We start from the raw sequence: 25,175 nt of genomic DNA, 5'->3' as shown, positions 1-25,175 counted from the left end.
AATCCAGGGTTAATCCTGCGACAGGAGGCTGGCTGTCTCGTCGCCTTGGGGTGCGTGAAAAAAATTACCGAGGGAATCTCCAATCACCTGCGCCACAATCTCAAGCAGGGTTTTTAAGTCAATATCATCAAACATCAATTCGCCCTGGCGAAAAATCGGCGTCCATGCCTTGGCATTTTTGCGTGAAACCACGGCTAAACAAGGGTGCAAAATCGCGTTACAGTCTTCATCGCTCATTTGGGCAATGGAATTTGCCATAATGGGTAACACCGCTGCCATTGGCATTTCCCCTTGCTGTAATTTTTGCAGTTCACCCGTTAAACCGGATAACACCGGCAATAACTTTCGCGTCACCTTAAGCTGGTCAAACACATTGAGTTTTTGACTTCGATATTCATGACCGTTAATTTCAATTTCCACTAGAATTCTCCTAATAAGGCGTCGATCTTAATGCAGTCAAAGACCCATGCTAAAACATTCGCCTCTTTTGCATTTTGCAAATCCGGTATTTTTTGAAACGCACAACTGCGCGTGGTGATCATATCGCCAGATACCGGATTACGGATCACAATCACGTTATTACCCCAAAGGGTAGATGACACGCTTTGCGCGTTATAGGCGATCATCAGTTTTTTGTTAACCGGTGAGGCTTTAATCAGACTGACCGTAACGGTGCCGGATTTTCCGCCATGTCGGGTATGCATCCCTTCACCATCAGCACCAATGGTCATGGTGTTTTTGGCTTCGGTCATTGTCACCACTATTCCTTCTTCCGAGTTCGCCGAGCCAGAGCCCAAATCTATCACCCCCGTGGGGCCGGTTAGCGTGGCGGAAACATCAGCAAAACTATAAGCGGCCATTTTCTCTCCTTATCGAACAATGGTGATTAAGACATCCGCGAAATGCACGGCACCCGCTAACTTACAGGCAACCTGAATCGGCGGCGCCTTGCGTTTTTCGCGCTCAGATTGCGCCTGCTCTGCCAGCGGTTGAATATAAACGTAATATCCTTTGGTGAGCGTATCCCCGCTTGTTAATTGACCTATACTGCCACCGTTCCATACCCCCGGTGCCAGTAGCCCATTAGTGACCACCTGCGCTAACGATTGCTCAACATTGGTCAGAAGCTGCGTGCTGCCTTGCTCCGTTTGAGGGACTTTGGTGGGGCTGGTATACAAAAGATTATACAGATTGGTTTGCACAAAGTTTTGCAACCAGTCCAGCCCATGGCGTTCATCGAAAAAATCACCATTGGCCATCACGCCTTCTTGTATAATGGCGGTGTCGTTATCGTAATTGACAAACACGTTGCAGTTTTTGGCCGCCAGCGTATTCGCCTGTGACGTAGTCAACGTCTCCGCTTTAACACCCGGTTCCTGTCTGAATTTGAGGGTGATCGTGGTGTTATTGCCGTTGAAATTCACTGAAAACGCCCGTCCAAAAGCAGAGGCTGCTGCATAGGGGGTTGATGAAGAATATTGTGTAAAGACCCGTTGATATTTCGCTTTTTTCAAAACAGAAGCGATATCATCCGCTTTCGTACTATCCAGTACGGCGGTATCTTGGGTGGTAAACCCAAAAACGCGGGAACTTCCGGCCGCGCCAATAAAGTTGGCGATACCTTTCACTTCATCGGTAGAAAGCGCAGCGGTTACCACCAGTCCATACCAGCCGCTCGAAAAATCCGCCAATGTTGAAACCGCATCAACGATAGTTTCACCGTCCATACCTAAAACAGGGGTTGCGCCACTCTCTTGGGTTAGTTTCAACAACGCCGATAAATCGGTACCTGATTCCGGTGCGGAAGCAAAACCCACTGCGCTTGTTTTATCTGCCGTATTCGATGTCATCACAAATCGACTATCGTTATTATTCCACGTTATTGTAGACGTGCTCATTTTTTCACCAATTCGGGCGGCAACACCGTTTAAATTGGTTTCTTGCGAAAAATCAATGGCACTTAACTTAACCGTTCTTCCGTTTACACTGATATTCATCGCGCCATCGGTAATCGCCTTAAAATTGTTAATTTTTGTCTCTTCTTCGGACAAAATGCCACCGCGCAATAATGCGGGTGAGGCTGCTTTTACCCAGCGTCCCACGTATAAATCGACGGGTTTTGGTGACTGCTGGTAATAGAGTGAAGCCGCCTGATACTCGGGTGCGGTTGTACCAAAATCATTGGCGACTTCCTCAATATTGGAATACGCCCGTAATCGCTCAAGCGGATCGATAACGGGTGAATCACCTAAAATGAGTAGTGAACCAAAATTACGGCTACTTGCGGCACGCGGTGACATATCAAGCGTGACCTTAACCACCCTTGAAACGGGTAAACCTGTTGACATTATTTGTCTCCCAAAAACGTGACGTGGGCATCTGTCACTGATTTTATGTGATAGCGACGCACCACTTTGCGACGTAGATGAACGGTTATATCAAACCGGTTCACCCACTGATTGTTGATAAGCTCAGGAAACGCGGTAATTTGGCTGTGGCTACCGAGGGTAAGATTGGACTTATTCAGTTCGGCGTTATTTTGACTGAGCATAATGCCATCCCGAAATCGGGCGGCGTAAACCATACCTTCTCTTCCGTAGAAAGAAGCCATACAGGTTAAGGTTTCGTACTGCCAAAGTTCGCTCGATTCATCGCTTTGTTTTACCAAAGCGGGATTTGGCTCACTGGTAATATCAATGATACCGAAGGCACACCAGTTAGTATCAGGGGATGGCAATGGCGCGGGCTTTGACTGCCAACGCGGTAATACCTGTTTTGCGGGCAACCCCGATACGCCACCAACCCAACGACTTAACAGACGATTTAAGCCTTCATTATACAGGGCATTATCATCAAAGGGCGTTAGCCATCCCGCCTCCGTACTGCTGTTATTGCTCATGAGCGATGCCTCCGTCAAACGGCATCAGTTCACAATGCGCCTGCACAAATCCCGCACCATAAGCGGTGTAAGGATCGACGGATTTGACCAGATATTTGCGCCCCTGATAGGTGACAATATCGCCAATATGATGGGTTTCACCGGCTATTAATCGGGTGGTGGTCACCACCAATATTCGACCACTGACCAGTTGACCAGACGTTCTTATTTGTGCCTCAATTGAACTATCCACCGTTACTACACCTGAAAAAGGATACGTACTTTCTTTTGTCGAAGTAATACCTTCATCATCAATCAAAATTTCCCGTCGTGTGTAAGTGAGCGAGGTATCGCAAAAATCCGGATCAAAAAGCACATCGGTTACATCAAGCATTGGCATTTTTCTTTCTCACAACATAGGTAATTGAACGACGATAGATACCGGTGTCAATCAGCGGTCTCGCGTTAGTATTATCCGGCGGTAAACCGGTTTTTCGATTCTCATGCTCTTTCGCTGCGCCTTTACGTCCTCGTCGTGCTCTGGCAGCTAATGTACTGTCCGCCAGTGGCACAAATTTGCTTTGAGTAATGACGGCTTGCACGCCTTGAACGGCGATCTGACCTGCTCGATTTAACGCTTGCTCTGCTTTATCCGGCTGATCATCCAAAATGGCTTTAGCGGCAGATTTCAATTCAGCGGTGGTTTTAGTTTCCACTGAACGAATACCCGGTATTAAATGTGGCCTTGCCGGAATGTTTTTAGCCGGTGAGCCAAACTCGTTGAGATAACCAATCGCTGCATTGCTAAAGGGAATATCCTCGCGTTCACCCCTTTCAGCCGGAATACCGACCAGTACCTCTTTTTTACCAAGTTGAACGAGGGCATCAAACAATTTACCCGTGTTGTCAATACGTAAGGTGACGCCACTTTTCATAATTGCCGGCCTCCAGCCCCAAACATAAGCACCCATTGGTAAAACTCCGCACCAAAACGGGTGTTATTCCAAAATCCGGCATTGGGGTTTAGCGTCATGCTGTTATCGTAACTGACGCTGACCTTATCAACCGACTTGGATGTTGCCACCCCTGAACTTGAACCGCCAACACCGCCCGCCTGTAAATAACGCGAATCCATGGCATAAAGCGTGAGGTAATGCGCGACAAATAACCCCACCCAGTAAGGAAAAACATCACTACCGGACACATTTTCACTGAGGAATTTGTCGGCTAAATTTAAACGAAACTGAATTTGCGCATCTGGAAATTTAACCTCATCGTTAAACGGGGGAAAATCATTGCGAAATTGTTGTACCGTTGGCAGGTTTTTGTTCCGTTGACGCATCGATATCCTCTTTATTTTCAGTTTCCTTTTTTCCCTTCGCTTTTTTCTTGGTATGCCCGTTTTCTTTGGTTAACGCTTTAACGGGAGTAAGCACAATGCTATGCGCCTCGGTAAACCAATGTTCTGCCGTGCTTTTGCTTACGTCGTGAATACCGACATCAAAATGGGTTCGCTCGCCGGATTCATGGGTAAGCGTAAAGGGTGTGTGTACTTGAATCCGCATAAATAGACTCCAAAAAGAAAGCCTCATATAGGGACTTAAATGCCATCACAGTAAGCTAGCGTTTCCCGATAAACGGGCTCGACGGCACCTAGACGACCATAATAGGTGGTCAGTTGATACAATCCGCGGTATTGAATGGGAATACTTTGTAGTGGCACCATCGGAAAGCGTACATATTGCTTTTCGTTGGTATAGGCCACCATTCTATCTTTATTACCTACCCCACGGCCTTTTAACCATTTTACCGCCCGGATATTCAGCGGGATACCGTTTTGATGATACGCAATGGTATTGGTTTTCAGGTAAGTCAGTAAGGACTGGTTACCCGCACTAGACACCAAAATAGTGGATAACAATGCAAATTGTTCAGGTGGAATAAGTAAATCTGTGGGAACCATCGAGTACGCCGATGCTGCCCACGCATCGCTTAATATTTTATTGATGCTGTCGCGAATTTCATCGGCGGTTGATTCGCTCCACTTTTTGGCAGCGTTATTGGTCTTGATATTATCAAGATTGAGCAACCCTTTTACATTCATTGCGGTGTCACCAATATAGACTTGCTCGTCAATGTCCATATTCCATTTCAGACGCATACCGTCATATTTTTGCGAATCTACCGGACGACCAATTTGTCTTGCGGCTTCAAGTTCGACGACCGTCCAGCCAAGCTCCATCCCCCAAAGTTGCAGTGGGAACCCTTCTTTTTGAATATCGATATTCACGCCGGCGATCGCGGTAGAATCCTTCCCTATCCAGTTTTTACCGTTTGGATTGGCGCCTGTCCCTGCGGCGGCAAATCCGGTACGGGTAAAACTTGAAATATCATCCGCAATTGAAACATCTTCTCGTAACTGAATATCACGACTATAGGTATATTGCACCAAAGGGAGATTAATCGTCTGGTCTAAACGCTCAAGCTCACCAATCAAAAAAGCGCCGGTTGAGTCAATCGTACGCTGGTCAAATGTTAACATGGGTTATTCCTTAAATTTTGTACGATATTTCAACGTTGCCGTCAGCATCACCGTGTCCGGTGAATTCCGCATTAGCCAATATCACGGTATTTATGTTTTCTGACGCCCCTGACCCCGTTTTTTCTTCAGCAATTAAAATAGCACCCAGTGGGCTTTTATCCGTTGCCCCTGCCACTCGCACATAGACCTTGGCACCTTTTTTAACCTGTTCGCTATCCACACCCACATTCACCATCACATAGCCTCGCTTTAGCGCATCACCGGTGAAATTTTTATCTTTTCCGACTTGTTGAATAAAATCTTGCGTTTGCGTTGTTGGATAAGGGCGAATATAGATGCCTTTGATAACATCAGCGGTATCACCTTCGGCAAGCGGCACAAAATAATCGCCGTCATATTTCCCGGCTAATCCATAGGCGGGAAAACCGTCTTTAGATTTCAATAAGACAGGTTCAGTGGTCAAATCCCGATAGCGTGAGATAGCACCGGCGATACCCACTGGCATCCGATAAAGATAAGGTTTCATCATTTTTATTTCCCTCGTGTTGCCCAAAATTCGGCATTTGCCTTGTTTAAATCGGCGATAGTATTGCCGGATTTTCGGATTGAATCGATAGTGGGGGTATTGGCGGTATTGTGGTTTTTCGAAAGTTCTGCGACCGCATTAAACGCCATATCCACCGTGCGCTTAGGTAATCGGTTAATTTCTGCATCTCCCACAATAGAGCGCACAATAGTTTGGTCTGCATTGGCTAACACCTGACGTTTAAAGGCCGTGGGTTTCACTGGTGTTGAAAGGGCTATCCCTGGCATAATCAACTCTGCTTTATACGCCGCATCGCCGGTAATGGTTTCTGCCTTTTCGTTTTTTTCCTCGTCATCAACGGTACCGGCTGTTTTATCCTCCGGTTTATCGCCACTATCAGCGGTTTTACCCTCAAGAGCATCTAACCGGGTCAAAATAGCCTGAATGTAATCCGGTACCCCCTCATCACGGGTCTCGACTTCGGGTTTTTCGGCTGGCATCGGGGTTTGAGGGCTGATAGTAATATTAATCGCCTTCGGTAACTCGCCGGTGCCTTCATCACCGGTGAGGGATTCAGGCGGATTATTTAGGACTGATTCCATTGCCACGGCGTCTTCGTGCGATGGGCACTTAGCAGCCGTTTGAACCAGGTTTGTGTTTTGTTTGACATACTGTCTCCAATTGCACATCGTATTCCCGCTCTGCCTTTAGGTACCAGAGCGACATGATTGCCAACGATTTCATACTGACGTGCGATGCCAGGCGCAATCTGTTCGTATTGCGCATCATAGCCACACGAGACTTCGTCGTTGCCGTTGTTAATTTCCTCGATTGCGAGCGCATCTTTGATAATTAAATCCGCGATTATCAAATCCGCCTGTTCACCTTCTCCGCGCCTCACATTTTGTACATGCCCCTGCGCCAAATCGCGCCAATTGTCGGTATCAACAAAAATGACATTGCCTTCTTCATCTTCGGGATGCAGTAGTGTGACACTCATCCCTTCAAACGAGGCCAGCGTTTCGGGACGAAAGACGTCACTTTCCTCTCTTTCTACCAGGATTTGTCCGCGGCTATCCGGTTTGACCTTCGGCAAATCCAAGGCGGAATAAACCTGCGTGCCCGTTCGGGCAATCGGTACGTTTTTACACAATAGCGAGCCGTCCGCCATCTGGTAACGGGTGTTACCAAGACGGGTTTCAAAATAATATTTCATGGGTTTTATCTGTCAGAAAAAGAGACTTCACAGTAGCAACGGCAATTGGGTAATGCGCCCGCGTGCCCTGTCATACCATCCAGGGTAGGTGGGTTGTGCCAATCGATAAATTGACCTTCCAGTTTTTTGTGTGATGGCCTTACATCACCATCATGGGCGGTACGCCAAATATAGCCGGTTGAGCCAATTGCCAATGCTCTCGCTTGAGTTAAGGCTTGCGTTGCTCGGCCTAGTTCGGTACGGGCTAGCATCTTTGCCCGCGATGCCGCCACCTGACCGGATTGCGCTATCATTGTGGTAAAATGTTCAGGTCTTTCGCCGTTCACTACCGCTTCAATCGCTCTGTTTTGGATATCGTAGACTCTATCAGCGGCATCCATTGGCAGCGATTTAATGTACTTGATTTGCTCATGGACAATAGACTGCATGACATGCCCCACGGGTGCTTGAGCAATTAACTGTTTGAGTTCCCCGCTCATTTCATGGCTATTTTGTTGCCACAATTTCGCGTTATCTTGTGATACCGTGTCGACAAATTTTGTCGCTACCCGCCTTGCCCAACTCTCGATAAGTTCGCTGTAATCCTCTAATGCTTGCTGAATGTCCAGCACTGAATCATTCGAACCGTCGTAGCGTTGGTTGATAATAGCGCCAATTTCGCGGGCAACCTTACTCAGGCTCGTTCGATATTGGGTTTCCGCCCGTTTTGACCGTCGCTGCGTGGACAGCACTGAGCCTTGGCGGCGGTTCGTCTTCCGCATGATTGATATCCTCATCGGTGATGGTACTGCCAATACTGATAACATCGGACAAATCCCGTAGCGAGGACATGGCCGCTTTCATTGACAGCATGCCGCCATCCTGCGCGGCATTGAGCGCATTAATCATGTTAACCGCGACGGTAGACTTATCCATGTCTGACATTTGCCAAAGGGGATTAAACGCAAAACTAAAATCATCGGGTAAGGGTTTACCTAATGCCGATTGATGCGCTATCTCAAATAGCTTCCTTAACGGTTGCTTTAATCGCCTTGATTGTTGCGTGGCGATATTGTCGTAGTAATTGGCTAAATCGGCATCGCCAGTATTGAACCCTGACGGGGATTGACCAAACAGCCGGACTAAGGGAATACCTGTCGCTCCGCTAATCTGTTCAGCAAACCGCGCCAGCACGTTATCTAATCCTGAAAACGAATAGCTATGCGTTTCAAAGTCATCGTCCGTATCCATGAGCGTCATCCCTTCGTTGCTCTGGTACTGACGTATCATGTCCATGTGCTTCATCAGCGATTCGTATGGCTTGCCGCCAAAACCGATGATTTCACGGAGCTTATTCACTTTGAATGTTCGTAAATGCGCTTTATACACCAATTGCGCAATACCGGTTGTGGTGCTATCAAAGGCGGTTAACCGGTCAAAAATACGTTCAATGAACGACATGCCCCACTCATTCTCGGTTTTGGCTTGCTGGTAAGGGAGTGTCACCCCATCAAAACGGATTAATCGACTATGATGCACTTTCCAGGCGGGAATGCCGTTCTCAACGGTCACAATGTCGTAGAATTCTGGTCTACCTAGGTCCTTGCTTAACGTTTTGATACGACGATTCAAATCCGGGTTAACCTGCCAACGGTCAAGCGGTAAAATACCTTTGAATTTACCTTGTCCTATCGTCTCGATACGTAATGGTGTAAAAGGCGCTTGCCCTTCTATCATAATAAGCCCTAATGCGCCGCCGTAAAGCCGTGACCACTTGATCGCGTTATTGAGACTCTCCCAGATTTCCAGTTCATCAAATAAAGATTCGATTTCCCCTTTGTCGCTCGACTCCATTTGTGAAGTAATGCGAACACCTTTTCGGGTCATATCATCGGCGACGGTATCGACCGCCGCACCAATGATCCACGATGAGCGATAAGCATATTCGAGTAATAACCGGTTTCGACTTGTCCAGTCAGGGCGATAAGTTGAATCCGCATGTTGATTGGGGGTTTGCATCCCGACACGGGCGGTAAAATTCTCATACCCGTCAGCCGTTTTTTGAGAGTGTGATTTTTTCTTTTTTGTCATGCGCTTCTACCCAGTAGTGTCCAGATTTCAAGTGCCGTGTTCATTGGGGCAAAGTTGATCATCACTGAATCGGCTAGATTGGGTGACTTTGTCCCATCGGGTTGTTTATCTATTACGATTTTTCCCACCGCGTTAATGGAATAGGTTGGCTGCGATAATTCAACGATGAGTTTGTCTTTGAGTCGCATTGCGCCATTAATGGCAATCAGTTCATCCGGTTTGAAGGGTTGTTTTTCGACTACCGCTCGGTAAACATTTTGGAAGCGTTTGCGTAAATGCCACCAACTTTGCGCTTTGGCATTGGCAAAAAAATCCTTGTTTAATCGCGCATTCTGGCCGTCAAATCCGGCGATCGCTTCTTTGTCTGGGTCAAACACCCCGCCACTGCCGCGAAACGGCACGGCGTCAATACGTACGGCTCTTCTTTGTCTGCGCTGGTCATTGATAATTCGCGCATCCCCTCTTACGCCCGCACCTAACCCATCCTCATCAAAGCGAAAACTCTCAAGCTGATACTTATCCGCTAACTGAAAAACGGTTTCAACGCTGCCGAAAATATCGCTGCCTTTTCCTGACCACTCTTCGATACCCTCAAGCAAAAAACCATGCCGCCAAGAAAAGGCGTTCTTGTCTCTGCCCTCATCCGCCACATCAAAGGCCCCTAGACGTATTCCGGTTGGGTTAATGCCAAGTTTCGTATGGGCATCAATTGCTGCTTGTACCCACTCTGCCGGAATCAGCACCCCTTCAACCGACGCCTGATAGTTCAAATCCAACTCTTGCGCCACAATGACCGGATTATCAATTTTCTGGCATTCTTTCTCGTACCATCCATCATCCTTGCGCGGGTCACTTCTCCAGTGAAAGGTAAACACCGGAATACGGCCACTATGACGTTTTTGGGCAAACGGATTAGCCATGCCGTTAACCGAGCTCAAATCAATGCGGCAACGGGTGGTTTGAGATAAGGCAGCATCAATCAGTAACGGTCTGGGCAAAAAGGCGGCTTCATCGACGAAATAGAGTGTCGTGCGGTCACCCCGTCCGATATTGTCCCCTGCTTCACCCTTGATAATGGCGCCTGTGTTTGGGAAATTGACCCGCATGTAGGGGGCGTGTTTTTTCGCTTCCCAACCGCCCCTAAACTCTTGAGGTAACGATTCCACAAACTTGCGCGCTTTCCAAAATAGCGCTTTCGGATCACCGGTGCTGTCAACGTACTCTTCTTTGCGGGAGCCTAAGCCAATCACCATTTCCTTGTTGAAGAGACATAACGCACAGGCTAACGCAATTGACGTCCAGCTTAAGCCCATTTCGCGGCTTTTTTCGGTAATGCCATTTTCACGCCCACGCCAGCGGGTCATTATCCAGTCAATCCAGGCTTCCTGTTTCGGGAACAGCAAAAAAGGAATAGTCACCGGTAGTCCATAATCAATATTGCGCGGATCTGTTGTCATGCCCCAGTCGATAATAAACTGCGCGGGATTATCCTTGTAAAATTGGGTTAATAGTTCAAAACTTTCCGGCTGCTCCCGAAGACGTTGTAGTCGCTCCGCGCGCCACTTAAACACCTGGACATAATCCGGCTTTTTAAAGTCAAAAGGGAACGGTAATGGCATAGGGATTTGTCCAGAAAAAAGCGAGTCAAAAAAATATATCGCACATAACTGCGTACATAAAAAATAAAAACAGGAAATTAATTAACGTAGTATATTGATATTAATACATAATATTTATCTAAATATTATTTCTAGTGAAAATAAGTAAGCGATTTTTAGCCCTTTACCCCATCAATTTTTTATAGGCTTCTGCCGCCTGTTCGGGGGTCATCTCATGCGTGATTAATTCAACCTGATTATGTGAAGTTCCTGAATGTTCTATTTTCTGTTTATTGGTATACGCGTCACCACATTCTTTAGCTGCTTGCTCTATCATTTGCGCCGTGAGTAAAAAATTATCCATCGACTCTGTTCGAATCGCCATACGGTTTAACACACGCAGTCGATACGCTTTATTGGCAATAGGAATATCACTAATCTCTTTTTTGAATCGCTCTCGCGTGAAGTGAAAGAGATCAACCCATTTTTGACCAAGGCTTTTTCCAATCGCTTTTGTGGGGTCATAGGAAGAGACCTGTTGTACGGTGAGCGTTAATCCAAATTCCAGTTTCACCTGTTTGAGCACCTGAGTTGGGCTATCGAAACAGGCTAACGACTGCACGATGAAGGCCTTAACCTCTGGAGATAATGCCGCCATTGGTTACCCCTCCTACTAAGTTAATATAATTTATTCTGGTTAATTTCAATCGAAAACACGTTTACTGATTTATTGACACTGTGTTTTGATGTACTGCTGTAAATATTCTGTCTGCTTTTCGTTCTCAACTATCATTTCTCTGCTCTTCAATTCGCTTTATTGCCTGTTTGTCAAGATTACACTGTTCAATCACTGTCAGTAACTGCTCATTGAGTATCAGGCTATCACGCCATGTCATCATACCCGCAATCGCTGGCGGCAAGCAGTCAGCGAGTAGGTGAGAGGGTATCGGAATGTGAGGAATCTGAACGTATTCGATTTGTGTGCTGCTGCAACTCGACAACAGCACCATTAGGGATAATGCGATTGGCGCAATCCCGATTGGCGACATGCGTTTTAATTGCTACTTGTGTTGCTTCAGAGTCAACCGCTTTACGCTGACGGGTTTCACTATTAATTCGTGCAATATCATTGATTACCCTTATTGACTGAAAAGCATTAGTCGTGATGGCTACCTGTTTATTGAGGTCAACAGTGAGTTTTTTATTTAATGCCCTGACTTCGTTTAAGGATGTCAACAACCAAGATGCCCATAAGATTAGTCCTGCAATAATCACTACGACAAATGCGTAAGGTCGCCATAACATATTACGCTCTCTATTTCTCGACGGGTCATTAACCCTTTCCAAACTTCGCCTTTTACATAAACCCATCGTTTCATCTCGTCACAAGCACCCGTTCGGTCATTTGTGTTGAGCTTTTTAAGCAAGGTGGATTTAGCAAAATTGCCGACGCCCACGTTGTAGGCAAATGAGTAAAGGGCTGCCTGAGTGAGCGTATTGATACTGACCTTAATCAACGGGTCAACATAACGTTTAACCACTTTCAAATCGTCATCAAGCCACTTGTTGCAATCTTCTTTGGTGTAAGTTCGGTTACGCTCAATATCGTTGCCTGTGTGCCCGTAACAGACGGAAAGCACACCACCCCCATCGAAATAGGGTTTGAGTCTCAACCCTTCAAAATGGGTTATCATGCTTGAGGCTAGAAACAACGCACTACCGCCTGTTGCCATCACTATTTTTTTCGGTATTTTCATACTGACGCTCCTTGAGTTTGTACTCCTTTTTGCGGTAGTACACGTTGATTAAAAATGTCCCTATCGTGCAGACAATACCGACAATAGCCACCCACTCCTCAAGGGTAAAAAAACCTAAAATGGTCGTCATAATGCCCCAGAGATAGGCCGTTGGGGTTGAGTATTTTTCAGGCATGCGCATATACCCTCCTTGTTGAGGGTTCCATTGCTTGGATTAAACAGGGGAGCCAACCGCCTTACTCGTTTCGATTATTAGATTTGTCAGTATTGCGGTGGCGTAAATGCCAAAGCGAAATAAAGCCAGTTAAGCGACTGGCGGCACATATCCGTATTTGATATTGTTAAATCGTCAAATAAACCAATGTCAAAATAAGGAAAATTATGTCTGACCAAAAACAATCACCAAGTGAAAACAACACCCAATCTTCTAACGCCGGAAAAACCACGCCAGAACAAGGTGCTAAAGACTTCACAACAAAACGTATGGTTGTCGGGGATTCAGCGAAAAATATCAAAAAAAGTAATAAGTAATTGCAGATATTGTCATTGATAATATTGGAGTGAGGATTGTTGCGATCCTCACTCTATTTAAATGTTTTCTAATTTTGATGTTAATATTAATCAATTCATCTGCGGTAGCACATAAATCAATTAGCCGGTAACGCCGTATGAGCGTTAAGGGTTTTCTTTGCGCTTTGAACCCTTTGATTTCTAAATTTTTATAATCGGTATCACAAATGGCTTTGTAAGGTTGCGTATACAATCTGTTTGGCGAAGTAAACACAGCACCTCTAATATTTGGTCGTAAGCAGAACAAGACCAGATACCCTGCACAGAGCACCCAACACATCAGGAAGGTAGCTAAACCCATCGTTAAATACGCAAAAATTGGCTTTTGCGTTAAGAGCAAGAAAGCGGAGCCAATGCCTACTATCAAAATGTTTAGCAATTTATACGCGTTTTCAATATTAACCGTATTCGACTTGTAAATTTCTTTAGCGCACTCCTCACCTTGTTTTTCAAGAAATGCCAATAGGTCATCATCCACATCAAGGAAATAATCACTTGGAAGTTTGTTCATCCCCACCCCACAAAAAAGAAAACCTCGCAAAAGCGAGGTGAGCAAAAAATACTTAATCGAGGTTTTATTTATCAGCGTACATTTCGGCTGGACGCAAAAATTCATCATGGGCACTTTAGCATACCTTTTGCGGCCGCACCAGTGTTTGATAACTGTTTGTATGATATTTGTACAACACATCGATATCTAATTGAATATCAAGGGTTTCTAAGCATCCCAAAATAAAGCCTTCCGCAATTTGCATTCTTTTTCGCACCTCATCCTCTCGTACCGCAAACTTTCGCGCGATAGCACGCTTGGATATCCCACGGATATAATAATCCTCGATGTAATTCAGCTCTCTCGCCATCCCCACCGTGTTAAGGCGACTGACGCACACACCAATCACTAACCCATCTGCATCACTGCATGATAAACGATTTGCCCCGGTAAACGGCATGAAGCGATCAAAGCCCGATGCCACCGGCAACCAACTTACCGCGGCATACGGATTACCCGCACACCACCCGCCCCAGTGGAGTAGTATTTTCTCGATGTCTCTGCTCATGATCTTTGTCGCTCCTGTTGTGAACGGGAATGTTTTTGCCGCTCGCGTTTAAACTTCAATTCAGGCATTTCAGGTTTTGCATATTCATTTGAACTGAATAAAACCGGAACGGCTAAGGCGCAACACAATACCCCTCTCACCCCCTAAAGGGGGTGAGAGGGGTATTGTGTTGCGCCTTCTCGCTAGCCGTCATGTTGCGCTTTGTTGCGCTAAAAAACCTTTTAAAATCAATGATATTATTTTTTGTTGCGCTTCATGTTGCGCCTTACTTCCAATTAACCTTAAAAATTGCATATCTATGTATAATAATTGCATATTTATATAATCTCTTCTCTTGGTTGATTTTGGCTTTTTTGTTTTTCTTGCAAACTGTGAAAATTTTTCCGCTCATCTTTTTGGTCGTTTTCACGTTCGAGTGCTAGTATCGAATCATAAATAATGCCATCAGACGACTCAGAAACACCTTGCGACTTTTTCATTCTTGAGATAACCGTTCGCAGAATATTTGATTCCATACCTAAATCTTTCCATCTTTCTCGTAGTACTGCCCGTTCAATACGTCCGCCTGCACTGTCTAATTGCTCCCAAACCCAAGCTTCATGTGTATCACGCTTTGTGGGCTTGCTTTCATCATCAAAAGTGGTGATAATTTCAGCGAAAGGAACATCTTCAAACACACGTTCGGTTGTTAAACGTACCGGCTCGTAGATCTCTCCTTCTGTACTGGTATAGTCGTTATTAACGCTTTCGTTTTGCTCAATAACGTAATCGGGTAGTGGTACCGTAGGGACGTGATAGCTTTTAGTCGGTTGGGTGGGGCCAGTACGCTGTTTCTCATTGATAAGGTTAACGGACTCACCCACTCGCTCTACCTTAATAACCGAGTCGACGTTTGCAAAAGCCGCAGAAGAGCCACGCATCCCTTTATTACTGTCTTTCCCTGTGTGGTGGATGAAAACTACCGCTGCTTCAATTTCTGAAGCAACTCTGGTTGCGCCCGCCAGAAATTTAGCCATATCCCCAGCACTATTTTCATCACCGGAGTTCATCGACTGCGATAACGTATCCACCACAACCATACGTACCGGCTCTCCGGTTACATCTTTTATACGCTTAATTTCTTTCAATACACCATTAACCACCTTTGGCTCTGCTAAATCAACCGCACGCGGTAACGTGTAAAAGTTTTTGATAGGGTTACCATTATTATATTTATCTGCCCATGCGCCTACCCGTGGCGAAATCGAGCTTCCACCTTCTGCGGCAATATAGAGAACAGAACCGCCCTTTATGTTCCTTCCCGCCCAACGGTGTTTCATCAGGGCAACGCGCAAGCTAATAGACAAGGCGGTATAGGATTTAAAGGTAGAAGAAGCGCCATAAATCGCCGTCACACCCACAGGAATAAGCCCCTCAACAATAAATTTTCCAGGGGTTCCGTAACCGCCTAAATGCGGTTGCGATACAGGTAATTCAATCTCACTGGCAACCCCCGTTTTCAATCGCGCTGCCCCGGGATTTACCCATCCTGCTTTTTGCGCTAAACTGAATATTGCTTGATAGCCTGTTCTTTCGGCGCGTAGTTCAGGCCATTTGGCTTCTGCGGCGGATAAGTTTCCTTTATCGGCGGCCGAAGACCAATCAAGCCACATCTTTTTAGCTTCCTCCTCAAAGGGTGTGTCTTTAAACCAGGCGAGGCGATTGCCCATATCCACCCATGAAGGGTAATTCTCCGCCTGGTTTATCATTTTCGGATACCATAGTGCGGAACGTAAATCTTCGAACGTCTGATCATTAATATTTTGCAAATCGACTAGACGGGTTAGATCGTCATTATCGGATTTAGGCACATCGATATGCTCAATAACAGGCGTATTATCGGAGGCTAAAAGCGTATCCACATCAACCACGGTACCTTCAAAACTTTGGTACTTAGCGCCTTCATGAGGAGCAAAAACCATATGCGAAGGCTCATAGACAGAGCGATCCCACTTGATCGCCAGATCACTGAGCAATTCGAAACAATCCATCAACTCCTGCTCAATCCGTGGTCCTAGTTGTGCATATTCGGAGGCAGTCACCTCACGAGATAACAAAAAACCAATACGCCAGCGTTGCTCACCCTGCACAACGGGATGTTCATGACTGGCAGTGGTATAGGCAAAACATTGATAAAATCCGAGAATGCCTGTAAGCATTTCCCACGCGTCTAAGGCACAACCATCCATGTCAAGCCATAACACGCTGCGGTTACCCGCATTAAGCGCATTACGCCCTTTCTTGACATTTTTCATCGCACCCCAGATATAATTAAGCGCTTTTTTCTTTTTGTCGAAAACCGCTTTTGGATCGGAGGGACTAATATTAATATGTTTGGTTAATTTTTTTATCGCCTGCTGATACTCAGCAAAAGAGCCAGCAACAGCAGGACTCGGGCGCTGATCAGTAACACTACGCCCGACGGAATAATTGATTTGCATGGGTTATTTGGCCTTTGACTTATTTAATTTTGACTTGGTAGAAGAATTAGTCATTTTCTTTAAATAAAATTTTTCTAGGGCAATCATCGTAGATATACGCGAATCCTTAGTCTTTCCAGTCAGTATTCTGCTTATTGAAGGCTGTTTAATACCCGTATTAGCTTCTATTTCTGATTGAGTTAAGCCCAATGCTAATAATGCTTTGACAATTTCTATAGGTGATTTCTCATACATGGTATTTCTCCAATTTAATTTCATTTAATCGTCAAAAATACCAATTCGCATAAATATTTGCAATGCGAAAAATTTATTTAAATTCAATTATAATATACGTAAAAGTATATTATGAATTTAATATATAATTTATAGGGGATAACATAATGGGGATGGGGACTCAAAATTTAAATAAAAATATCAAGATATTAATGGATGAAAAGGGGGTAAAGAGCGTTGCTGAACTATCACGTCGAATTGGGATGCCACAACCAACGCTACATAGAATGTTAAGTGGAGAAGTTAAAAGTCCACGATTAGAAATAGTTCAAAAAATTGCTAATTTTTTTAGAGTCGAAGCAAATGAATTGCTATATAAAGATTTAAGTACAACAAATATCTATGAAGAAAGAGATATAACATCATTCACAAGGATCGAACTCAATGCTATTCCGTTTAATTTTTGTAAGGTTCCTGTGTTAGGAACAACACAGTTGGGCGGCGGTGGATATTGGAATTCCAAAGAATCATCGATCGAACATGACTATGGTTATATTGTTTGGCCGACGGAGGATAAAGATGCTTTTGCGCTTCGTTGCCAAGGCGAATCGATGATGCCACGAATTTAACATGGAGAATTCGTTGTTATGGAACCCAACTATAAATATAAACCCGGTGACGAGGTTCTAGTTCAAGATGATAACGGTCAGGTTATGGTAAAAACATTTCTTTATCAAAGAGATGACGTTATTCATTTGCTTTCTATTAACGCTGATCATCCACCGATACGTCTTGCAGCGTCAACCATTAAAAAAATCATTTACGTGGCAGGCATTGCTAAGGATTCTCTTTACCATAGAGACTAAGTGAGTACTTCTACTCAAAGCCCAATACGATTTATCAAAAAAATAATGCGAAAAATAATTGACTAAATGTATTTTTCGCATAATATTATCTATGCGATTATGAATAAAATAATTTATATGAATACCTGCTCTTTAACAATTTAGAAAGTCGGAACCGCACAGATTTTTCTGTATAGACCCCTGCGCATAAAATGCGATGTACCGTCAAACGCGATCCGGTTGGCGAGAAGATTAGCCCCATTTGATAAAAATGGTCGTGAAAGGGCAACACTGACAGAAAAAGAAATGCAAACGCAAAAAACACTAATTATAGGTCATTTTGCGAAGTGGCCTATGGTGGGTGACGACAGTTAAACGCTAAATTACATTAAATTAAGAGGTCAAACATGGATAACGAACAGTTAAGTAGGAAAACCGTGATTATTGACGGGAAAGAAATTGATAAAGAAATTGTTCATCACTGTATGGATACGGTGGAGCAAGCGGTTTTAGACGTTGTGACACATTTAGTGAAAAACGGTGCAGAAAAAGAAGACGTGATTAACGCTGCAAAAACTACCGCCGAGGCGATAGTAGTTGGAATGGTTTTTAATCTTTCTGGCCTAGCTTCTTCCAAATAGCTAAAGACTTCTTGCTGCCAGCATCCTCAATAATTTTTTGATAAACATCTTCTAGTTTAAGAACTTCAATAAGATATTCTTCAGGGGTAAATTTTTTATCACAACGTCTAAGGTATTCGACCGCTAAAGCGCGAGCATCGTATTTATAGCATACAAATTTTTCATTTTTATTGGACATTACTTTTTCCTTATAAGTTAATCGAACCATAAGGATACCACCTCGCCTGACGTGGTTAAAAGCAGGCAATGAATAAATTACGTTAACAAGCACCGCGCTTTAGCCCTTTTTACGGTGAACAAAATGCTCAGATATATCAATATTTCGATTAGGTTTTTATTTATAATTCTTGCTCTCCCAATCGTTTTTTATCTTGGTGTAGTTCAAAATACTGATTTGAGTTTTTTTATTGGTAGATGGGAAGCCAAGGCTGAAAAACTCCTCGCTTTACTACAAACATTCTTGGATAAATATTTCCCTGTAGCGTCAGAGCAAGAAAGATGATGCGCCAAACAGTCGGTTTTGGGGTGTGTGAATAACCAAAATACAGCCATTAAGTTAAAAACCAACACCAGGGCACTACCAATATGGCTGTAGATATAATCCGGATACCTCCGGCACACACCGCCAAAACCGATTGGTATTTAGGAGAAATGATGAAATTTGAAGAATTGAGTGAAAAATCTCAAGAGAAAGCCAGCGAAGCGCTACTGTATGCATTACAGGCAGAAATGGATTCAAATCGCGCTATCGATAATGTCAGGGCGAAAGCACTTGCATCGGCTATCAGAGACGGTTTTATTGCACTTGAAACAGAAGAGCTAGAAAAAAGAGCTAGTAAAGATCCTGGTAAAAACAATAAGAATTTTGGGTTTGCCAATTCATGATGTATACGGTAACCAGGCTTCCCAATCGTCAACCAGGCTAGTCACTCATTATTGATATACCTGTTTTGTGTGTTGTCGTAAACCACAAAGGGGGCGAGCCTGACGCGCCAGAAATATCAGGCAACTCAATAAAATAGTTGATCACTTGTAATCCCTAACATACTCATAAGGGAAATCATAATAGGCATTGCATCTATGACAATGGAAAAGCGCATCGTGAAGAGAAGTATCACCTGGTTTAATGACAGCATATTGAAGTATCGATTTCACGCCAGACTCATAGCAATGAATACAAAGATAGTGAGGTTTTTGCTCAGCACTTTCAGGTATTTTGCTACGGTAGACTACCGTACCCGGTTTAGGGTTATAAAGTTCATAATTAGATTTTTCAATCAACCATTGCTCTTTGTTATTAACCTCTTTTTCAAGCTCAATGATGCGATTCTTTGCCATCATCAAAAATTCTTGAAGTAGTATTTGTTGTTGGGATACCGCACCTAATTTATTTAATAAATCTATCGTTTTTGATTTGACTTCATAATCGATTTTCATACTGAGAATAGCCCGTCCAGCACTAAAAGCCTGACCAACAGATGAAGTCGTATTTGTTAACACCTCAGTTATTTTAGTAATAATGTTTTTATCTTCTGACATAAAACTCTCTCACTCTGTAAGGGTGAAATTATTTTAGCCGATTTCTCTCTGTAGGGGTACAAGAGGAACCACTGCGGCCTGAAGTGGCAAAATAATCAGGCATACCCTATCTAGCCCATTCCATCGGAAAAACCACCATGCAAAAAGCAAAAATCCTGTCATCGGAGCGATTTCCGATGAACAACAACGTCCGGCGTTTACGCTATTTACAAAAATTAGAAGCGTTAAAACGTAATAGCAATCACCAATTCCCTGTCACTGTATATCGTTGAGGTCGACGCAAAATGCTTACCGCAAATAGCCCCCTGCTGGCAAGACTGGCAGAAAACCACACGCAAATGATCATGGCGCACAATCAACTGGCCGAAGCCCATAAAATGTTAATCAGTCAGTTGGTCGGACATACTGAAAATGACCCCAGTGACCCAAATGAACCGACAGGGGTGAAAAAGCCGAAACCCTTCACACCGGATGTTAAGCCACAACCTGTTGCGCCATCGGTTACCTTTGAACCTCAAGAAGCGATTGAACCTGAGCCTGTTGTCAAAGCACACACTAAAGCCGAAGACAAACCAGCCCCCGTTGTCGCCGAGAAAAAGGTTCAAGCCCCAAAGACCGAAACGAAACCTGCTAAAGCCGTTAAACCAATTGAGCCGATTATTGAAGCGCCTGAAGTAGCGCCTAAGCCCGAACCGGTGGATATTGAATCACTTGATTTGCGTCCGAAAAAGCAGATAGCGTTACCGGGCAAATTGATGCACTTTATTGCGCCTTAAACGGGTTACCTAAAGTGACATTTCTTCCTAAAGCCAAAACCTTCGACGTATGCCTAAAAATACTGGCTAACTGGGATAATCTCTTTGGCATTACCGATCGTCGCGAATTTGCCTTGTCATTACTGCGTGAATTGCCTACCCCAGCAGAAGTCAAACCGATTGATTTTAAGGCACTTCGCAGTGAGGCTTCGGCCTGCATTACTCAACTGGTCAAAGGCGGATATCGCAATGAAGCGGTGGATATCCTCGCCTCATTCAACGCTAAAAAAACGGGTGACGTTACCGATGACAATCTGGTTCAGTTTATCGAGAAAGCCCAACGCGTTTTAGCCGATGATAATGCCGAGGGTAGCGATGGCTGAACATGCAAAACTTTCTCCCTCCTCAGCGCATAGGTGGATGAGATGCGCAGCTAGTCTCGCAGTCGAGGCCACCTTACCCGATAAAACATCGCCGTTTGCGGAAGAAGGAAGCGCGGCGCATGCGTTAGCGAAAAGTATCTTAACAATGCGCCAAAACCCGTTTAGTGACGGGCGTAGACGAACATCTGGATTTGATGCGAAAGACTATATCGGCACGTATCCATTGTTAAAAGCCAACTCGCCACAAGTGGATGAGGAGATGATTGAGCACGTCCAGACCTATATCGATACCGTCTGGAGGCTTGCGGACGGGAAAATCTTACAGGTTGAGGAGCGAGTTGACTTTTCAGCCGTCATTGACGTAGAGAATTCGTTTGGTACCGCCGATGCGATTATTGTCAGCGAGGATGAGTTACAAATCCATGACCTGAAATACGGTAAAGGCGTTAAAGTCGATGCCAGGCAAAATGCGCAACTTATGCTCTATGCGCTAGGGGCGTTACATCAGTTTGACCTTATTTATGATTTTAACACGGTTCGTCTTTTTATTCATCAGCCCAGACTTAACCATCTGTCCGAATGGGCGCTATCGGTTGAGGACTTAAAAGACTTTGGGGACTTAGCCAGATTGAGGGCGCAAAAAGCCATGGAGATGGTAACCCTTGCCGAGCGCAACGGGCTTGATGCGCTACCGGATAGTGCCTTTTCACCGGGCATCAGGCAATGCCAGTTCTGCAAAGCAAAAGGCGGATTGTGTTTTGCCCAGGCGCAATTTGTCCATAATGAAGTCAAAGGCGATTTTGTCGATTTGACCCAACCGCTCGCACCACAATTAAGCGATGCGCCGAAACGTATTACGTTACTAACCCCTGGGCAAATGGCAACACTCTACCCGCATATCGATTTGATAGAGAGTTTTTGTAAAGCCCTGCGAAATCGGGTCGCTGAGGCATTACATACGGGGCAATCGGTACCGGGCTTTAAACTGGTTACCGGCAAACAGGGTAATCGCACCTGGTGTGATGGACAGTAGCCCGCCTGCGTCGGGAGCTAAGACGCTGTAAGTAAATGGCTGTCCTTAGTAACCGCCTCCCGTTATAATCCGGTGTATGTATATTCCCCGACCCGCAAAACTTCTCTTCCAGATAGATGACGGCTGGAACCGGTTACTCATGAAATACGGCTCTTCCGTTCCCGAATGGACTAAACTGGTCGTCGAACGGATGCTCGCCTGTGGCACCGGTGCTATGGGTATCCGTCGTTATTGCTGCGACTCCCCTGACTGCCCGCACACCAAATATTTCTGTCAGAGCTGCAAAAGCAAAGGCTGCAGCGCCTGCGGGATGAAAGCCACCGAACAGTGGATAGCCGAGCAGCAACACATTTTGCCAGACTGCGAATGGCAGCACATCACTTTCACTATGCCCGATAAACTCTGGCCGGCATTTAATCACAACTGGCCATTACTGAATCAGTTGTTTGCCTGTGCCGCTCGAACCCTGCTGAAATGGGCAGAAAAACTCAATATCGAAATCGGGTTGTTTGTCGCCCTGCATACTTACGGGCGTCAGCTTAACCAACACCCGCATATCCATTTATCGGTGACCCGCGGCGGATTATGCCGCAAACACGACGTCTGGCGACCGGTTTTCTTCAAAAAGAAAGTAGTAGAGCGGTACTGGCGCCGGGCTGTCATCGCGTTACTTCGAGAGAATTACGGCGGGCTGAATTTACCTGCTGCCGGCTATGTGCATATCCGCGACTACCGGGAATGGTGTCAGTTTCTGGAATCACAGTACCAGCGGCGCTGGAAAATTCACTTTGCGAAAAAAACCAAACATGCCCGACAAAATGTCAATTATCTTGGCCGTTACCTGAAACGCCCGCCGGTTGCAGCCTCAAAACTGCGTCATTATAACGGCGGCACTGTTGTCCATCATTACTATGATCACCGGACGGGAAAGCACCGCACCCAATATCTGAGCCAGGAAGCAATGTTGTTGCGCTACATCAGCCATATCCCGTCACAGCATTTTAAGATGGTGCGGTATTACGGCTTTCTGGCCAACCGGAAACGGGGTATTTTGCTGCCGAAAGTCTATGCGGCACTGGGTATGCAGGTGAAGAAAAAACCGCATAAACCGGGCTTTGCGTCGCTGATGAAACACTTTACGAATGTGGATCCGTATCAATGCATATTATGTGGGAGCCGGATGATTTTTAACAGCGTACAGGTGGGTATCAGAGCAGAAGTATTACTGGAAATGCGCCGTAAGATAGTCAAAAAGGCGCGAGGGTTACGGAAAACCGCGTAGGGAAGATCTAACTAAATTCAATTTATTGTATAAAAAAACCTCTGGTTGACGAAAAGCCAGGCGACTACTTGATGGTGAAACTAGAGATCGGTCATCCGTATCAGCAATTAAGGTCAGAAAAAAAGAAATAATTAATATTCAATTTCCTAACCATGAACGTGAAGCCGAAACGCTGTTAAAAGCCGCCAAACTTAAACAGGAACAAATCTACCACAAGAAAATTATTAGTCCGCCACAGGCTGAGAAACTACTTAAAAAAGACAAACCGAGTCGCTGGGCAAAACTGGAAGCACTTATTGAGCGAGCAGACGGGAAACCCGTTATCGCACCGGAATCTGACCCTCGCCCTGCCCTTGTTATTAATCCCTTAAACGACTTTGACGATGTGACCGAAGCGGCACTCGCTGATAAATCCATCTAATTAAAAGGTAACGTGATGAAAATTAAATTAAACAACGTACGTCTGGCTTTTCCTGAATTATTTGAACCTACGCAAGTCAGTGGTCAAGGAGCGTTCAAATACCGTGCCAATTTCCTTATCGCCAAAAGCCGTACTGACCTGATTGAAGAAATCAAAACGGGGATTAAGGCGGTCATTAAGGAAAAATGGGGAGCCAAAGAGGTAGAAAAAATTTATAACAGCATCTGCCACTCCAACAACCGTTTTTGCTTCCGCGATGGCGACAATAAAGAATACGATGGCTATGCCGGAAATATGTACATCACCGCCAGTAATAAAGATCGTCCGTTAGTCATTGACGTAAATCGTACACCACTCACCGCACAGGACGGTCGTCCCTACTCTGGCTGTTACGTTAACGCCACCATTGAATTTTATGCCTATGACAATAATGGTAAAGGGGTTTCAGCCTCCTTAAGAGGGGTTCAGTTTTTCCGGGATGGCGATGCCTTTAGCGGTGGAAGCGTGGCCTCCGTTGACGAGTTTGACGACCTGAGCATGGCTGAGGAAGAAGACGATATCGCCTTTTAAAACACCAGAGAAACCACTGCGGCCTGAGGTGGTTAAACATTCAGGCAATCTAATCAATTTAAGGATGTGTGAATACGGCTCTGCGCTCGTGGGACAGTCAACACTATAAATTATCTTTCAAATAGCTAATAGCGTTTGATTGCGTTTACCCGTCCGTCATGACTGTAAGCGGACACCGAGAGGCACTCGGCATACATCCTATCTCACACAAATGTATAAGACCTAATCAGGTCTTTTTTATTGCCTAAATTAAGGGTAAAAAATGAACAGCGATGAATTAAGAAAAATACTTGATGAACATAAAGTTTGGGTAGAGTCGCTTGGCGAGGATGGATCTAAGGCCGACCTGTGTAGAGCCAACCTACGTGAAGCCGACCTACGTGGAGCCGACCTATATGGAGCCAACCTATATGGAGCCGACCTACGTGGAGCCGACCTACGTGGAGCCAACCTATATGGAGCCAACCTATATGGAGCCGACCTACGTGGAGCCAACCTATATGGAGCCAACCTATATGGAGCCAACCTATATGGAGCCAACCTGCCAGAGTTTACATTTATGATCATCGGTGAAACCTATCCAATCACAATCACAAATGGAGAATATCTGAGTGCTGGATGTCAGCATCATTCGGTAGAGAAATGGCGGCAATTTACCAAAGAAGAAATCTCAGGGATGGACGGTAGAAAAGCACTTGAATTCTACCCTCGTTTACTTGACATTCTGGATTTTTACTTGGGTAAAGGTGAACGCCCTGACTGGTTAAACCAAACAGCGCAATAAGAAGGAGTCTGCTT

39 protein-coding genes and 2 pseudogenes are annotated in these 25,175 nt (G+C 45.0%); 14 read left to right on the top strand and 27 right to left on the bottom strand.

Going from position 1 to position 25,175, the window contains the following annotated elements; translation table 11 throughout:
- Window positions 1–9 precede the first annotated feature (9 nt).
- The 20 genes and pseudogenes from AACL31_RS01455 to AACL31_RS01370 all read right to left on the bottom strand — a co-directional run bounded on the left by AACL31_RS01455 (window position 10) and on the right by AACL31_RS01370 (window position 12,768).
- A complete protein-coding gene (locus AACL31_RS01455; RefSeq protein WP_339053115.1) occupies window positions 10–420 on the bottom strand; it encodes a phage tail assembly chaperone in 411 nt (136 codons plus the stop codon).
- Complete coding sequence (locus tag AACL31_RS01450; protein ID WP_339053702.1) at window positions 420–860, bottom strand: phage structural protein; 441 nt, start codon at window positions 858–860, stop codon at window positions 420–422. The genes AACL31_RS01455 and AACL31_RS01450 overlap by 1 nt, the downstream gene beginning before the upstream one ends.
- Before the next feature lie 9 nt (window positions 861–869).
- Window positions 870–2,348: a DUF3383 domain-containing protein gene (locus AACL31_RS01445; RefSeq protein WP_339053701.1), complete on the bottom strand. Its 1,479-nt coding sequence runs from the start codon at window positions 2,346–2,348 to the stop codon at window positions 870–872.
- Window positions 2,348–2,899, bottom strand: coding sequence for a phage neck terminator protein (locus AACL31_RS01440; RefSeq protein ID WP_339053362.1), 552 nt, complete (start codon window positions 2,897–2,899; stop codon window positions 2,348–2,350). Before AACL31_RS01440 ends, AACL31_RS01445 begins: the two co-directional genes overlap by 1 nt.
- Window positions 2,889–3,278, bottom strand: coding sequence for a head-tail adaptor (locus AACL31_RS01435; RefSeq protein ID WP_339053485.1), 390 nt, complete (start codon window positions 3,276–3,278; stop codon window positions 2,889–2,891). The genes AACL31_RS01440 and AACL31_RS01435 overlap by 11 nt, the downstream gene beginning before the upstream one ends.
- On the bottom strand, window positions 3,265–3,813 hold the full coding sequence (locus tag AACL31_RS01430) for a hypothetical protein (RefSeq protein WP_339053700.1): 549 nt from the start codon (window positions 3,811–3,813) through the stop codon (window positions 3,265–3,267). Before AACL31_RS01430 ends, AACL31_RS01435 begins: the two co-directional genes overlap by 14 nt.
- Complete coding sequence (locus AACL31_RS01425) at window positions 3,810–4,220, bottom strand: DUF4054 domain-containing protein (protein ID WP_339053486.1); 411 nt, start codon at window positions 4,218–4,220, stop codon at window positions 3,810–3,812. The genes AACL31_RS01430 and AACL31_RS01425 overlap by 4 nt, the downstream gene beginning before the upstream one ends.
- On the bottom strand, window positions 4,171–4,443 hold the full coding sequence (locus AACL31_RS01420; RefSeq protein ID WP_339053699.1) for an STY1053 family phage-associated protein: 273 nt from the start codon (window positions 4,441–4,443) through the stop codon (window positions 4,171–4,173). Before AACL31_RS01420 ends, AACL31_RS01425 begins: the two co-directional genes overlap by 50 nt.
- Window positions 4,444–4,478: 35 nt before the next feature.
- Entirely contained in the window at window positions 4,479–5,420 is a 942-nt protein-coding gene (locus AACL31_RS01415) for a DUF2184 domain-containing protein (RefSeq protein ID WP_339053357.1), read from the bottom strand.
- Between the two features lie 10 nt (window positions 5,421–5,430).
- Window positions 5,431–5,949 carry a structural cement protein Gp24 gene (locus tag AACL31_RS01410; RefSeq protein WP_422389258.1) on the bottom strand — a complete coding sequence of 173 codons (519 nt, stop codon included), beginning with the start codon at window positions 5,947–5,949 and terminating at the stop codon, window positions 5,431–5,433.
- A 2-nt stretch (window positions 5,950–5,951) separates the two neighbouring features.
- Window positions 5,952–7,162: pseudogene (locus AACL31_RS01405) on the bottom strand (DUF2213 domain-containing protein).
- A gap of 5 nt (window positions 7,163–7,167) precedes the next feature.
- Entirely contained in the window at window positions 7,168–7,923 is a 756-nt protein-coding gene (locus AACL31_RS01400) for a phage minor head protein (protein WP_310513535.1), read from the bottom strand.
- Complete coding sequence (locus AACL31_RS01395) at window positions 7,832–9,232, bottom strand: DUF1073 domain-containing protein (RefSeq protein ID WP_339053698.1); 1,401 nt, start codon at window positions 9,230–9,232, stop codon at window positions 7,832–7,834. Before AACL31_RS01395 ends, AACL31_RS01400 begins: the two co-directional genes overlap by 92 nt.
- Window positions 9,229–10,851 (bottom strand): TerL protein, encoded by a 1,623-nt coding sequence (locus tag AACL31_RS01390; RefSeq protein WP_339053697.1) that lies wholly within the window; start codon window positions 10,849–10,851, stop codon window positions 9,229–9,231. Before AACL31_RS01390 ends, AACL31_RS01395 begins: the two co-directional genes overlap by 4 nt.
- Window positions 10,852–11,014: 163 nt before the next feature.
- Entirely contained in the window at window positions 11,015–11,488 is a 474-nt protein-coding gene (locus AACL31_RS01385; protein ID WP_310513533.1) for a DUF2280 domain-containing protein, read from the bottom strand.
- A gap of 69 nt (window positions 11,489–11,557) precedes the next feature.
- Window positions 11,558–11,623, bottom strand: coding sequence for a hypothetical protein (locus AACL31_RS20865; protein ID WP_409014156.1), 66 nt, complete (start codon window positions 11,621–11,623; stop codon window positions 11,558–11,560).
- On the bottom strand, window positions 11,613–11,840 hold the full coding sequence (gene lysC / locus AACL31_RS20860) for an Rz1-like lysis system protein LysC (protein WP_422389257.1): 228 nt from the start codon (window positions 11,838–11,840) through the stop codon (window positions 11,613–11,615). Before lysC ends, AACL31_RS20865 begins: the two co-directional genes overlap by 11 nt.
- Window positions 11,755–12,135, bottom strand: coding sequence for a hypothetical protein (locus tag AACL31_RS01380; RefSeq protein WP_339053696.1), 381 nt, complete (start codon window positions 12,133–12,135; stop codon window positions 11,755–11,757). The genes lysC and AACL31_RS01380 overlap by 86 nt, the downstream gene beginning before the upstream one ends.
- Window positions 12,105–12,587 carry a lysozyme gene (locus AACL31_RS01375; protein WP_339053638.1) on the bottom strand — a complete coding sequence of 161 codons (483 nt, stop codon included), beginning with the start codon at window positions 12,585–12,587 and terminating at the stop codon, window positions 12,105–12,107. The genes AACL31_RS01380 and AACL31_RS01375 overlap by 31 nt, the downstream gene beginning before the upstream one ends.
- Window positions 12,547–12,768 (bottom strand): phage holin family protein, encoded by a 222-nt coding sequence (locus AACL31_RS01370; protein WP_339053639.1) that lies wholly within the window; start codon window positions 12,766–12,768, stop codon window positions 12,547–12,549. The genes AACL31_RS01375 and AACL31_RS01370 overlap by 41 nt, the downstream gene beginning before the upstream one ends.
- Window positions 12,769–12,968: 200 nt before the next feature.
- Here AACL31_RS01370 and AACL31_RS01365 point away from each other — a divergent pair, with 200 nt between their 5' ends.
- Window positions 12,969–13,118, top strand: coding sequence for a hypothetical protein (locus AACL31_RS01365; protein WP_339053351.1), 150 nt, complete (start codon window positions 12,969–12,971; stop codon window positions 13,116–13,118).
- On the opposite strand, the gene AACL31_RS01360 is transcribed toward AACL31_RS01365, so the two are convergent.
- The 5 genes from AACL31_RS01360 to AACL31_RS01340 form a co-directional block, all read right to left on the bottom strand.
- Entirely contained in the window at window positions 13,099–13,668 is a 570-nt protein-coding gene (locus AACL31_RS01360) for a hypothetical protein (protein WP_339053695.1), read from the bottom strand. The genes AACL31_RS01365 and AACL31_RS01360 overlap by 20 nt on opposite strands.
- A gap of 115 nt (window positions 13,669–13,783) precedes the next feature.
- On the bottom strand, window positions 13,784–14,215 hold the full coding sequence (locus tag AACL31_RS01355) for an antiterminator Q family protein (RefSeq protein ID WP_339053694.1): 432 nt from the start codon (window positions 14,213–14,215) through the stop codon (window positions 13,784–13,786).
- Window positions 14,216–14,404: 189 nt separating this feature from the next.
- Window positions 14,405–14,530: a hypothetical protein gene (locus tag AACL31_RS01350; RefSeq protein ID WP_339053693.1), complete on the bottom strand. Its 126-nt coding sequence runs from the start codon at window positions 14,528–14,530 to the stop codon at window positions 14,405–14,407.
- A 2-nt stretch (window positions 14,531–14,532) separates the two neighbouring features.
- Window positions 14,533–16,695: an AAA family ATPase gene (locus AACL31_RS01345; RefSeq protein WP_339053348.1), complete on the bottom strand. Its 2,163-nt coding sequence runs from the start codon at window positions 16,693–16,695 to the stop codon at window positions 14,533–14,535.
- 3 nt (window positions 16,696–16,698) lie between these two features.
- Window positions 16,699–16,929, bottom strand: a complete 231-nt coding sequence (locus AACL31_RS01340) for a helix-turn-helix transcriptional regulator (protein WP_339053692.1) — start codon at window positions 16,927–16,929, stop codon at window positions 16,699–16,701.
- Window positions 16,930–17,075: 146 nt separating this feature from the next.
- Between AACL31_RS01340 and AACL31_RS01335 the strand changes: the two genes are divergently transcribed.
- The 4 genes from AACL31_RS01335 to AACL31_RS01320 all read left to right on the top strand — a co-directional run bounded on the left by AACL31_RS01335 (window position 17,076) and on the right by AACL31_RS01320 (window position 18,394).
- The gene (locus AACL31_RS01335; RefSeq protein ID WP_310513232.1) at window positions 17,076–17,537 is read left to right on the top strand and encodes a helix-turn-helix domain-containing protein; all 462 of its coding nucleotides are present in this window, start codon (window positions 17,076–17,078) and stop codon (window positions 17,535–17,537) included.
- An 18-nt stretch (window positions 17,538–17,555) separates the two neighbouring features.
- Entirely contained in the window at window positions 17,556–17,774 is a 219-nt protein-coding gene (locus AACL31_RS01330) for a S24 family peptidase (RefSeq protein WP_339053691.1), read from the top strand.
- A gap of 219 nt (window positions 17,775–17,993) precedes the next feature.
- The gene (locus AACL31_RS01325) at window positions 17,994–18,128 is read left to right on the top strand and encodes a hypothetical protein (protein WP_339053345.1); all 135 of its coding nucleotides are present in this window, start codon (window positions 17,994–17,996) and stop codon (window positions 18,126–18,128) included.
- Window positions 18,129–18,160: 32 nt separating this feature from the next.
- On the top strand, window positions 18,161–18,394 hold the full coding sequence (locus AACL31_RS01320) for a hypothetical protein (RefSeq protein ID WP_310513069.1): 234 nt from the start codon (window positions 18,161–18,163) through the stop codon (window positions 18,392–18,394).
- Here the strand turns inward: AACL31_RS01320 and AACL31_RS01315 are convergent.
- Window positions 18,363–18,602 carry a hypothetical protein gene (locus AACL31_RS01315; RefSeq protein ID WP_310513645.1) on the bottom strand — a complete coding sequence of 80 codons (240 nt, stop codon included), beginning with the start codon at window positions 18,600–18,602 and terminating at the stop codon, window positions 18,363–18,365. The two genes, AACL31_RS01320 and AACL31_RS01315, sit on opposite strands and share 32 nt — an antisense overlap.
- 377 nt (window positions 18,603–18,979) lie before the next feature.
- On the opposite strand from AACL31_RS01315, the gene AACL31_RS01310 reads away from it, so the two are divergent.
- Window positions 18,980–19,279, top strand: coding sequence for a hypothetical protein (locus AACL31_RS01310; RefSeq protein ID WP_310513657.1), 300 nt, complete (start codon window positions 18,980–18,982; stop codon window positions 19,277–19,279).
- 141 nt (window positions 19,280–19,420) lie between these two features.
- Here AACL31_RS01310 and AACL31_RS01305 read toward each other — a convergent pair whose 3' ends face one another.
- Complete coding sequence (locus AACL31_RS01305) at window positions 19,421–19,933, bottom strand: hypothetical protein (protein ID WP_339053690.1); 513 nt, start codon at window positions 19,931–19,933, stop codon at window positions 19,421–19,423.
- A 137-nt stretch (window positions 19,934–20,070) separates the two neighbouring features.
- Between AACL31_RS01305 and AACL31_RS01300 the strand changes: the two genes are divergently transcribed.
- From AACL31_RS01300 to AACL31_RS01265, 8 genes and pseudogenes are all read left to right on the top strand, one after another.
- The gene (locus AACL31_RS01300) at window positions 20,071–20,205 is read left to right on the top strand and encodes a hypothetical protein (protein WP_339053341.1); all 135 of its coding nucleotides are present in this window, start codon (window positions 20,071–20,073) and stop codon (window positions 20,203–20,205) included.
- A 12-nt stretch (window positions 20,206–20,217) separates the two neighbouring features.
- On the top strand, window positions 20,218–20,709 hold the full coding sequence (locus AACL31_RS01295; RefSeq protein WP_339053689.1) for a hypothetical protein: 492 nt from the start codon (window positions 20,218–20,220) through the stop codon (window positions 20,707–20,709).
- A gap of 14 nt (window positions 20,710–20,723) precedes the next feature.
- Complete coding sequence (locus tag AACL31_RS01290) at window positions 20,724–21,071, top strand: hypothetical protein (RefSeq protein WP_339053688.1); 348 nt, start codon at window positions 20,724–20,726, stop codon at window positions 21,069–21,071.
- A gap of 37 nt (window positions 21,072–21,108) precedes the next feature.
- The gene (locus tag AACL31_RS01285) at window positions 21,109–22,104 is read left to right on the top strand and encodes a DUF2800 domain-containing protein (protein WP_339053687.1); all 996 of its coding nucleotides are present in this window, start codon (window positions 21,109–21,111) and stop codon (window positions 22,102–22,104) included.
- 76 nt (window positions 22,105–22,180) lie between these two features.
- Window positions 22,181–23,386: an IS91 family transposase gene (locus AACL31_RS01280; RefSeq protein ID WP_310513469.1), complete on the top strand. Its 1,206-nt coding sequence runs from the start codon at window positions 22,181–22,183 to the stop codon at window positions 23,384–23,386.
- A gap of 154 nt (window positions 23,387–23,540) precedes the next feature.
- A pseudogene (locus AACL31_RS01275) lies at window positions 23,541–23,807 on the top strand (DUF2800 domain-containing protein); the annotation flags it as partial.
- 15 nt (window positions 23,808–23,822) lie between these two features.
- On the top strand, window positions 23,823–24,377 hold the full coding sequence (locus tag AACL31_RS01270) for a DUF2815 family protein (RefSeq protein ID WP_310513679.1): 555 nt from the start codon (window positions 23,823–23,825) through the stop codon (window positions 24,375–24,377).
- Between the two features lie 262 nt (window positions 24,378–24,639).
- On the top strand, window positions 24,640–25,161 hold the full coding sequence (locus AACL31_RS01265) for a pentapeptide repeat-containing protein (protein WP_339053686.1): 522 nt from the start codon (window positions 24,640–24,642) through the stop codon (window positions 25,159–25,161).
- The last annotated feature ends 14 nt before the right edge of the window (window positions 25,162–25,175 follow it).

This window comes from Arsenophonus endosymbiont of Crataerina pallida, assembly GCF_964020125.1.
Lineage (GTDB): Bacteria > Pseudomonadota > Gammaproteobacteria > Enterobacterales > Enterobacteriaceae > Arsenophonus > Arsenophonus nilaparvatae.
Note: the sequence above shows the minus strand (reverse complement) of the source record. Positions and strands in the feature narration are given on the sequence as shown.

Bases quoted from the DNA above. Each gene is read 5' to 3' on its own strand.
- AACL31_RS01450 (WP_339053702.1), bottom strand. From the start codon at position 860: ATGGCCGCTTATAGTTTTGCTGATGTTTCCGCCACGCTAACCGGCCCC.
- AACL31_RS01445 (WP_339053701.1), bottom strand. From the start codon at position 2,348: ATGTCAACAGGTTTACCCGTTTCAAGGGTGGTTAAGGTCACGCTTGAT.
- AACL31_RS01440 (WP_339053362.1), bottom strand. From the start codon at position 2,899: ATGAGCAATAACAGCAGTACGGAGGCGGGATGGCTAACGCCCTTTGAT.
- AACL31_RS01435 (WP_339053485.1), bottom strand. From the start codon at position 3,278: ATGCCAATGCTTGATGTAACCGATGTGCTTTTTGATCCGGATTTTTGC.
- AACL31_RS01430 (WP_339053700.1), bottom strand. From the start codon at position 3,813: ATGAAAAGTGGCGTCACCTTACGTATTGACAACACGGGTAAATTGTTT.
- AACL31_RS01425 (WP_339053486.1), bottom strand. From the start codon at position 4,220: ATGCGTCAACGGAACAAAAACCTGCCAACGGTACAACAATTTCGCAAT.
- AACL31_RS01420 (WP_339053699.1), bottom strand. From the start codon at position 4,443: ATGCGGATTCAAGTACACACACCCTTTACGCTTACCCATGAATCCGGC.
- AACL31_RS01415 (WP_339053357.1), bottom strand. From the start codon at position 5,420: ATGTTAACATTTGACCAGCGTACGATTGACTCAACCGGCGCTTTTTTG.
- AACL31_RS01410 (WP_422389258.1), bottom strand. From the start codon at position 5,949: ATGATGAAACCTTATCTTTATCGGATGCCAGTGGGTATCGCCGGTGCT.
- AACL31_RS01400 (WP_310513535.1), bottom strand. From the start codon at position 7,923: ATGCGGAAGACGAACCGCCGCCAAGGCTCAGTGCTGTCCACGCAGCGA.
- AACL31_RS01395 (WP_339053698.1), bottom strand. From the start codon at position 9,232: ATGACAAAAAAGAAAAAATCACACTCTCAAAAAACGGCTGACGGGTAT.
- AACL31_RS01390 (WP_339053697.1), bottom strand. From the start codon at position 10,851: ATGCCATTACCGTTCCCTTTTGACTTTAAAAAGCCGGATTATGTCCAG.
- AACL31_RS01385 (WP_310513533.1), bottom strand. From the start codon at position 11,488: ATGGCGGCATTATCTCCAGAGGTTAAGGCCTTCATCGTGCAGTCGTTA.
- lysC (WP_422389257.1), bottom strand. From the start codon at position 11,840: ATGGTGCTGTTGTCGAGTTGCAGCAGCACACAAATCGAATACGTTCAG.
- AACL31_RS01380 (WP_339053696.1), bottom strand. From the start codon at position 12,135: ATGTTATGGCGACCTTACGCATTTGTCGTAGTGATTATTGCAGGACTA.
- AACL31_RS01375 (WP_339053638.1), bottom strand. From the start codon at position 12,587: ATGAAAATACCGAAAAAAATAGTGATGGCAACAGGCGGTAGTGCGTTG.
- AACL31_RS01370 (WP_339053639.1), bottom strand. From the start codon at position 12,768: ATGCGCATGCCTGAAAAATACTCAACCCCAACGGCCTATCTCTGGGGC.
- AACL31_RS01365 (WP_339053351.1), top strand. From the start codon at position 12,969: ATGTCTGACCAAAAACAATCACCAAGTGAAAACAACACCCAATCTTCT.
- AACL31_RS01360 (WP_339053695.1), bottom strand. From the start codon at position 13,668: ATGAACAAACTTCCAAGTGATTATTTCCTTGATGTGGATGATGACCTA.
- AACL31_RS01355 (WP_339053694.1), bottom strand. From the start codon at position 14,215: ATGAGCAGAGACATCGAGAAAATACTACTCCACTGGGGCGGGTGGTGT.
- AACL31_RS01350 (WP_339053693.1), bottom strand. From the start codon at position 14,530: ATGCAATTATTATACATAGATATGCAATTTTTAAGGTTAATTGGAAGT.
- AACL31_RS01345 (WP_339053348.1), bottom strand. From the start codon at position 16,695: ATGCAAATCAATTATTCCGTCGGGCGTAGTGTTACTGATCAGCGCCCG.
- AACL31_RS01340 (WP_339053692.1), bottom strand. From the start codon at position 16,929: ATGTATGAGAAATCACCTATAGAAATTGTCAAAGCATTATTAGCATTG.
- AACL31_RS01335 (WP_310513232.1), top strand. From the start codon at position 17,076: ATGGGGATGGGGACTCAAAATTTAAATAAAAATATCAAGATATTAATG.
- AACL31_RS01330 (WP_339053691.1), top strand. From the start codon at position 17,556: ATGGAACCCAACTATAAATATAAACCCGGTGACGAGGTTCTAGTTCAA.
- AACL31_RS01320 (WP_310513069.1), top strand. From the start codon at position 18,161: ATGGATAACGAACAGTTAAGTAGGAAAACCGTGATTATTGACGGGAAA.
- AACL31_RS01315 (WP_310513645.1), bottom strand. From the start codon at position 18,602: ATGGTTCGATTAACTTATAAGGAAAAAGTAATGTCCAATAAAAATGAA.
- AACL31_RS01310 (WP_310513657.1), top strand. From the start codon at position 18,980: ATGGCTGTAGATATAATCCGGATACCTCCGGCACACACCGCCAAAACC.
- AACL31_RS01305 (WP_339053690.1), bottom strand. From the start codon at position 19,933: ATGTCAGAAGATAAAAACATTATTACTAAAATAACTGAGGTGTTAACA.
- AACL31_RS01300 (WP_339053341.1), top strand. From the start codon at position 20,071: ATGCAAAAAGCAAAAATCCTGTCATCGGAGCGATTTCCGATGAACAAC.
- AACL31_RS01295 (WP_339053689.1), top strand. From the start codon at position 20,218: ATGCTTACCGCAAATAGCCCCCTGCTGGCAAGACTGGCAGAAAACCAC.
- AACL31_RS01285 (WP_339053687.1), top strand. From the start codon at position 21,109: ATGAGATGCGCAGCTAGTCTCGCAGTCGAGGCCACCTTACCCGATAAA.
- AACL31_RS01280 (WP_310513469.1), top strand. From the start codon at position 22,181: ATGTATATTCCCCGACCCGCAAAACTTCTCTTCCAGATAGATGACGGC.
- AACL31_RS01270 (WP_310513679.1), top strand. From the start codon at position 23,823: ATGAAAATTAAATTAAACAACGTACGTCTGGCTTTTCCTGAATTATTT.
- AACL31_RS01265 (WP_339053686.1), top strand. From the start codon at position 24,640: ATGAACAGCGATGAATTAAGAAAAATACTTGATGAACATAAAGTTTGG.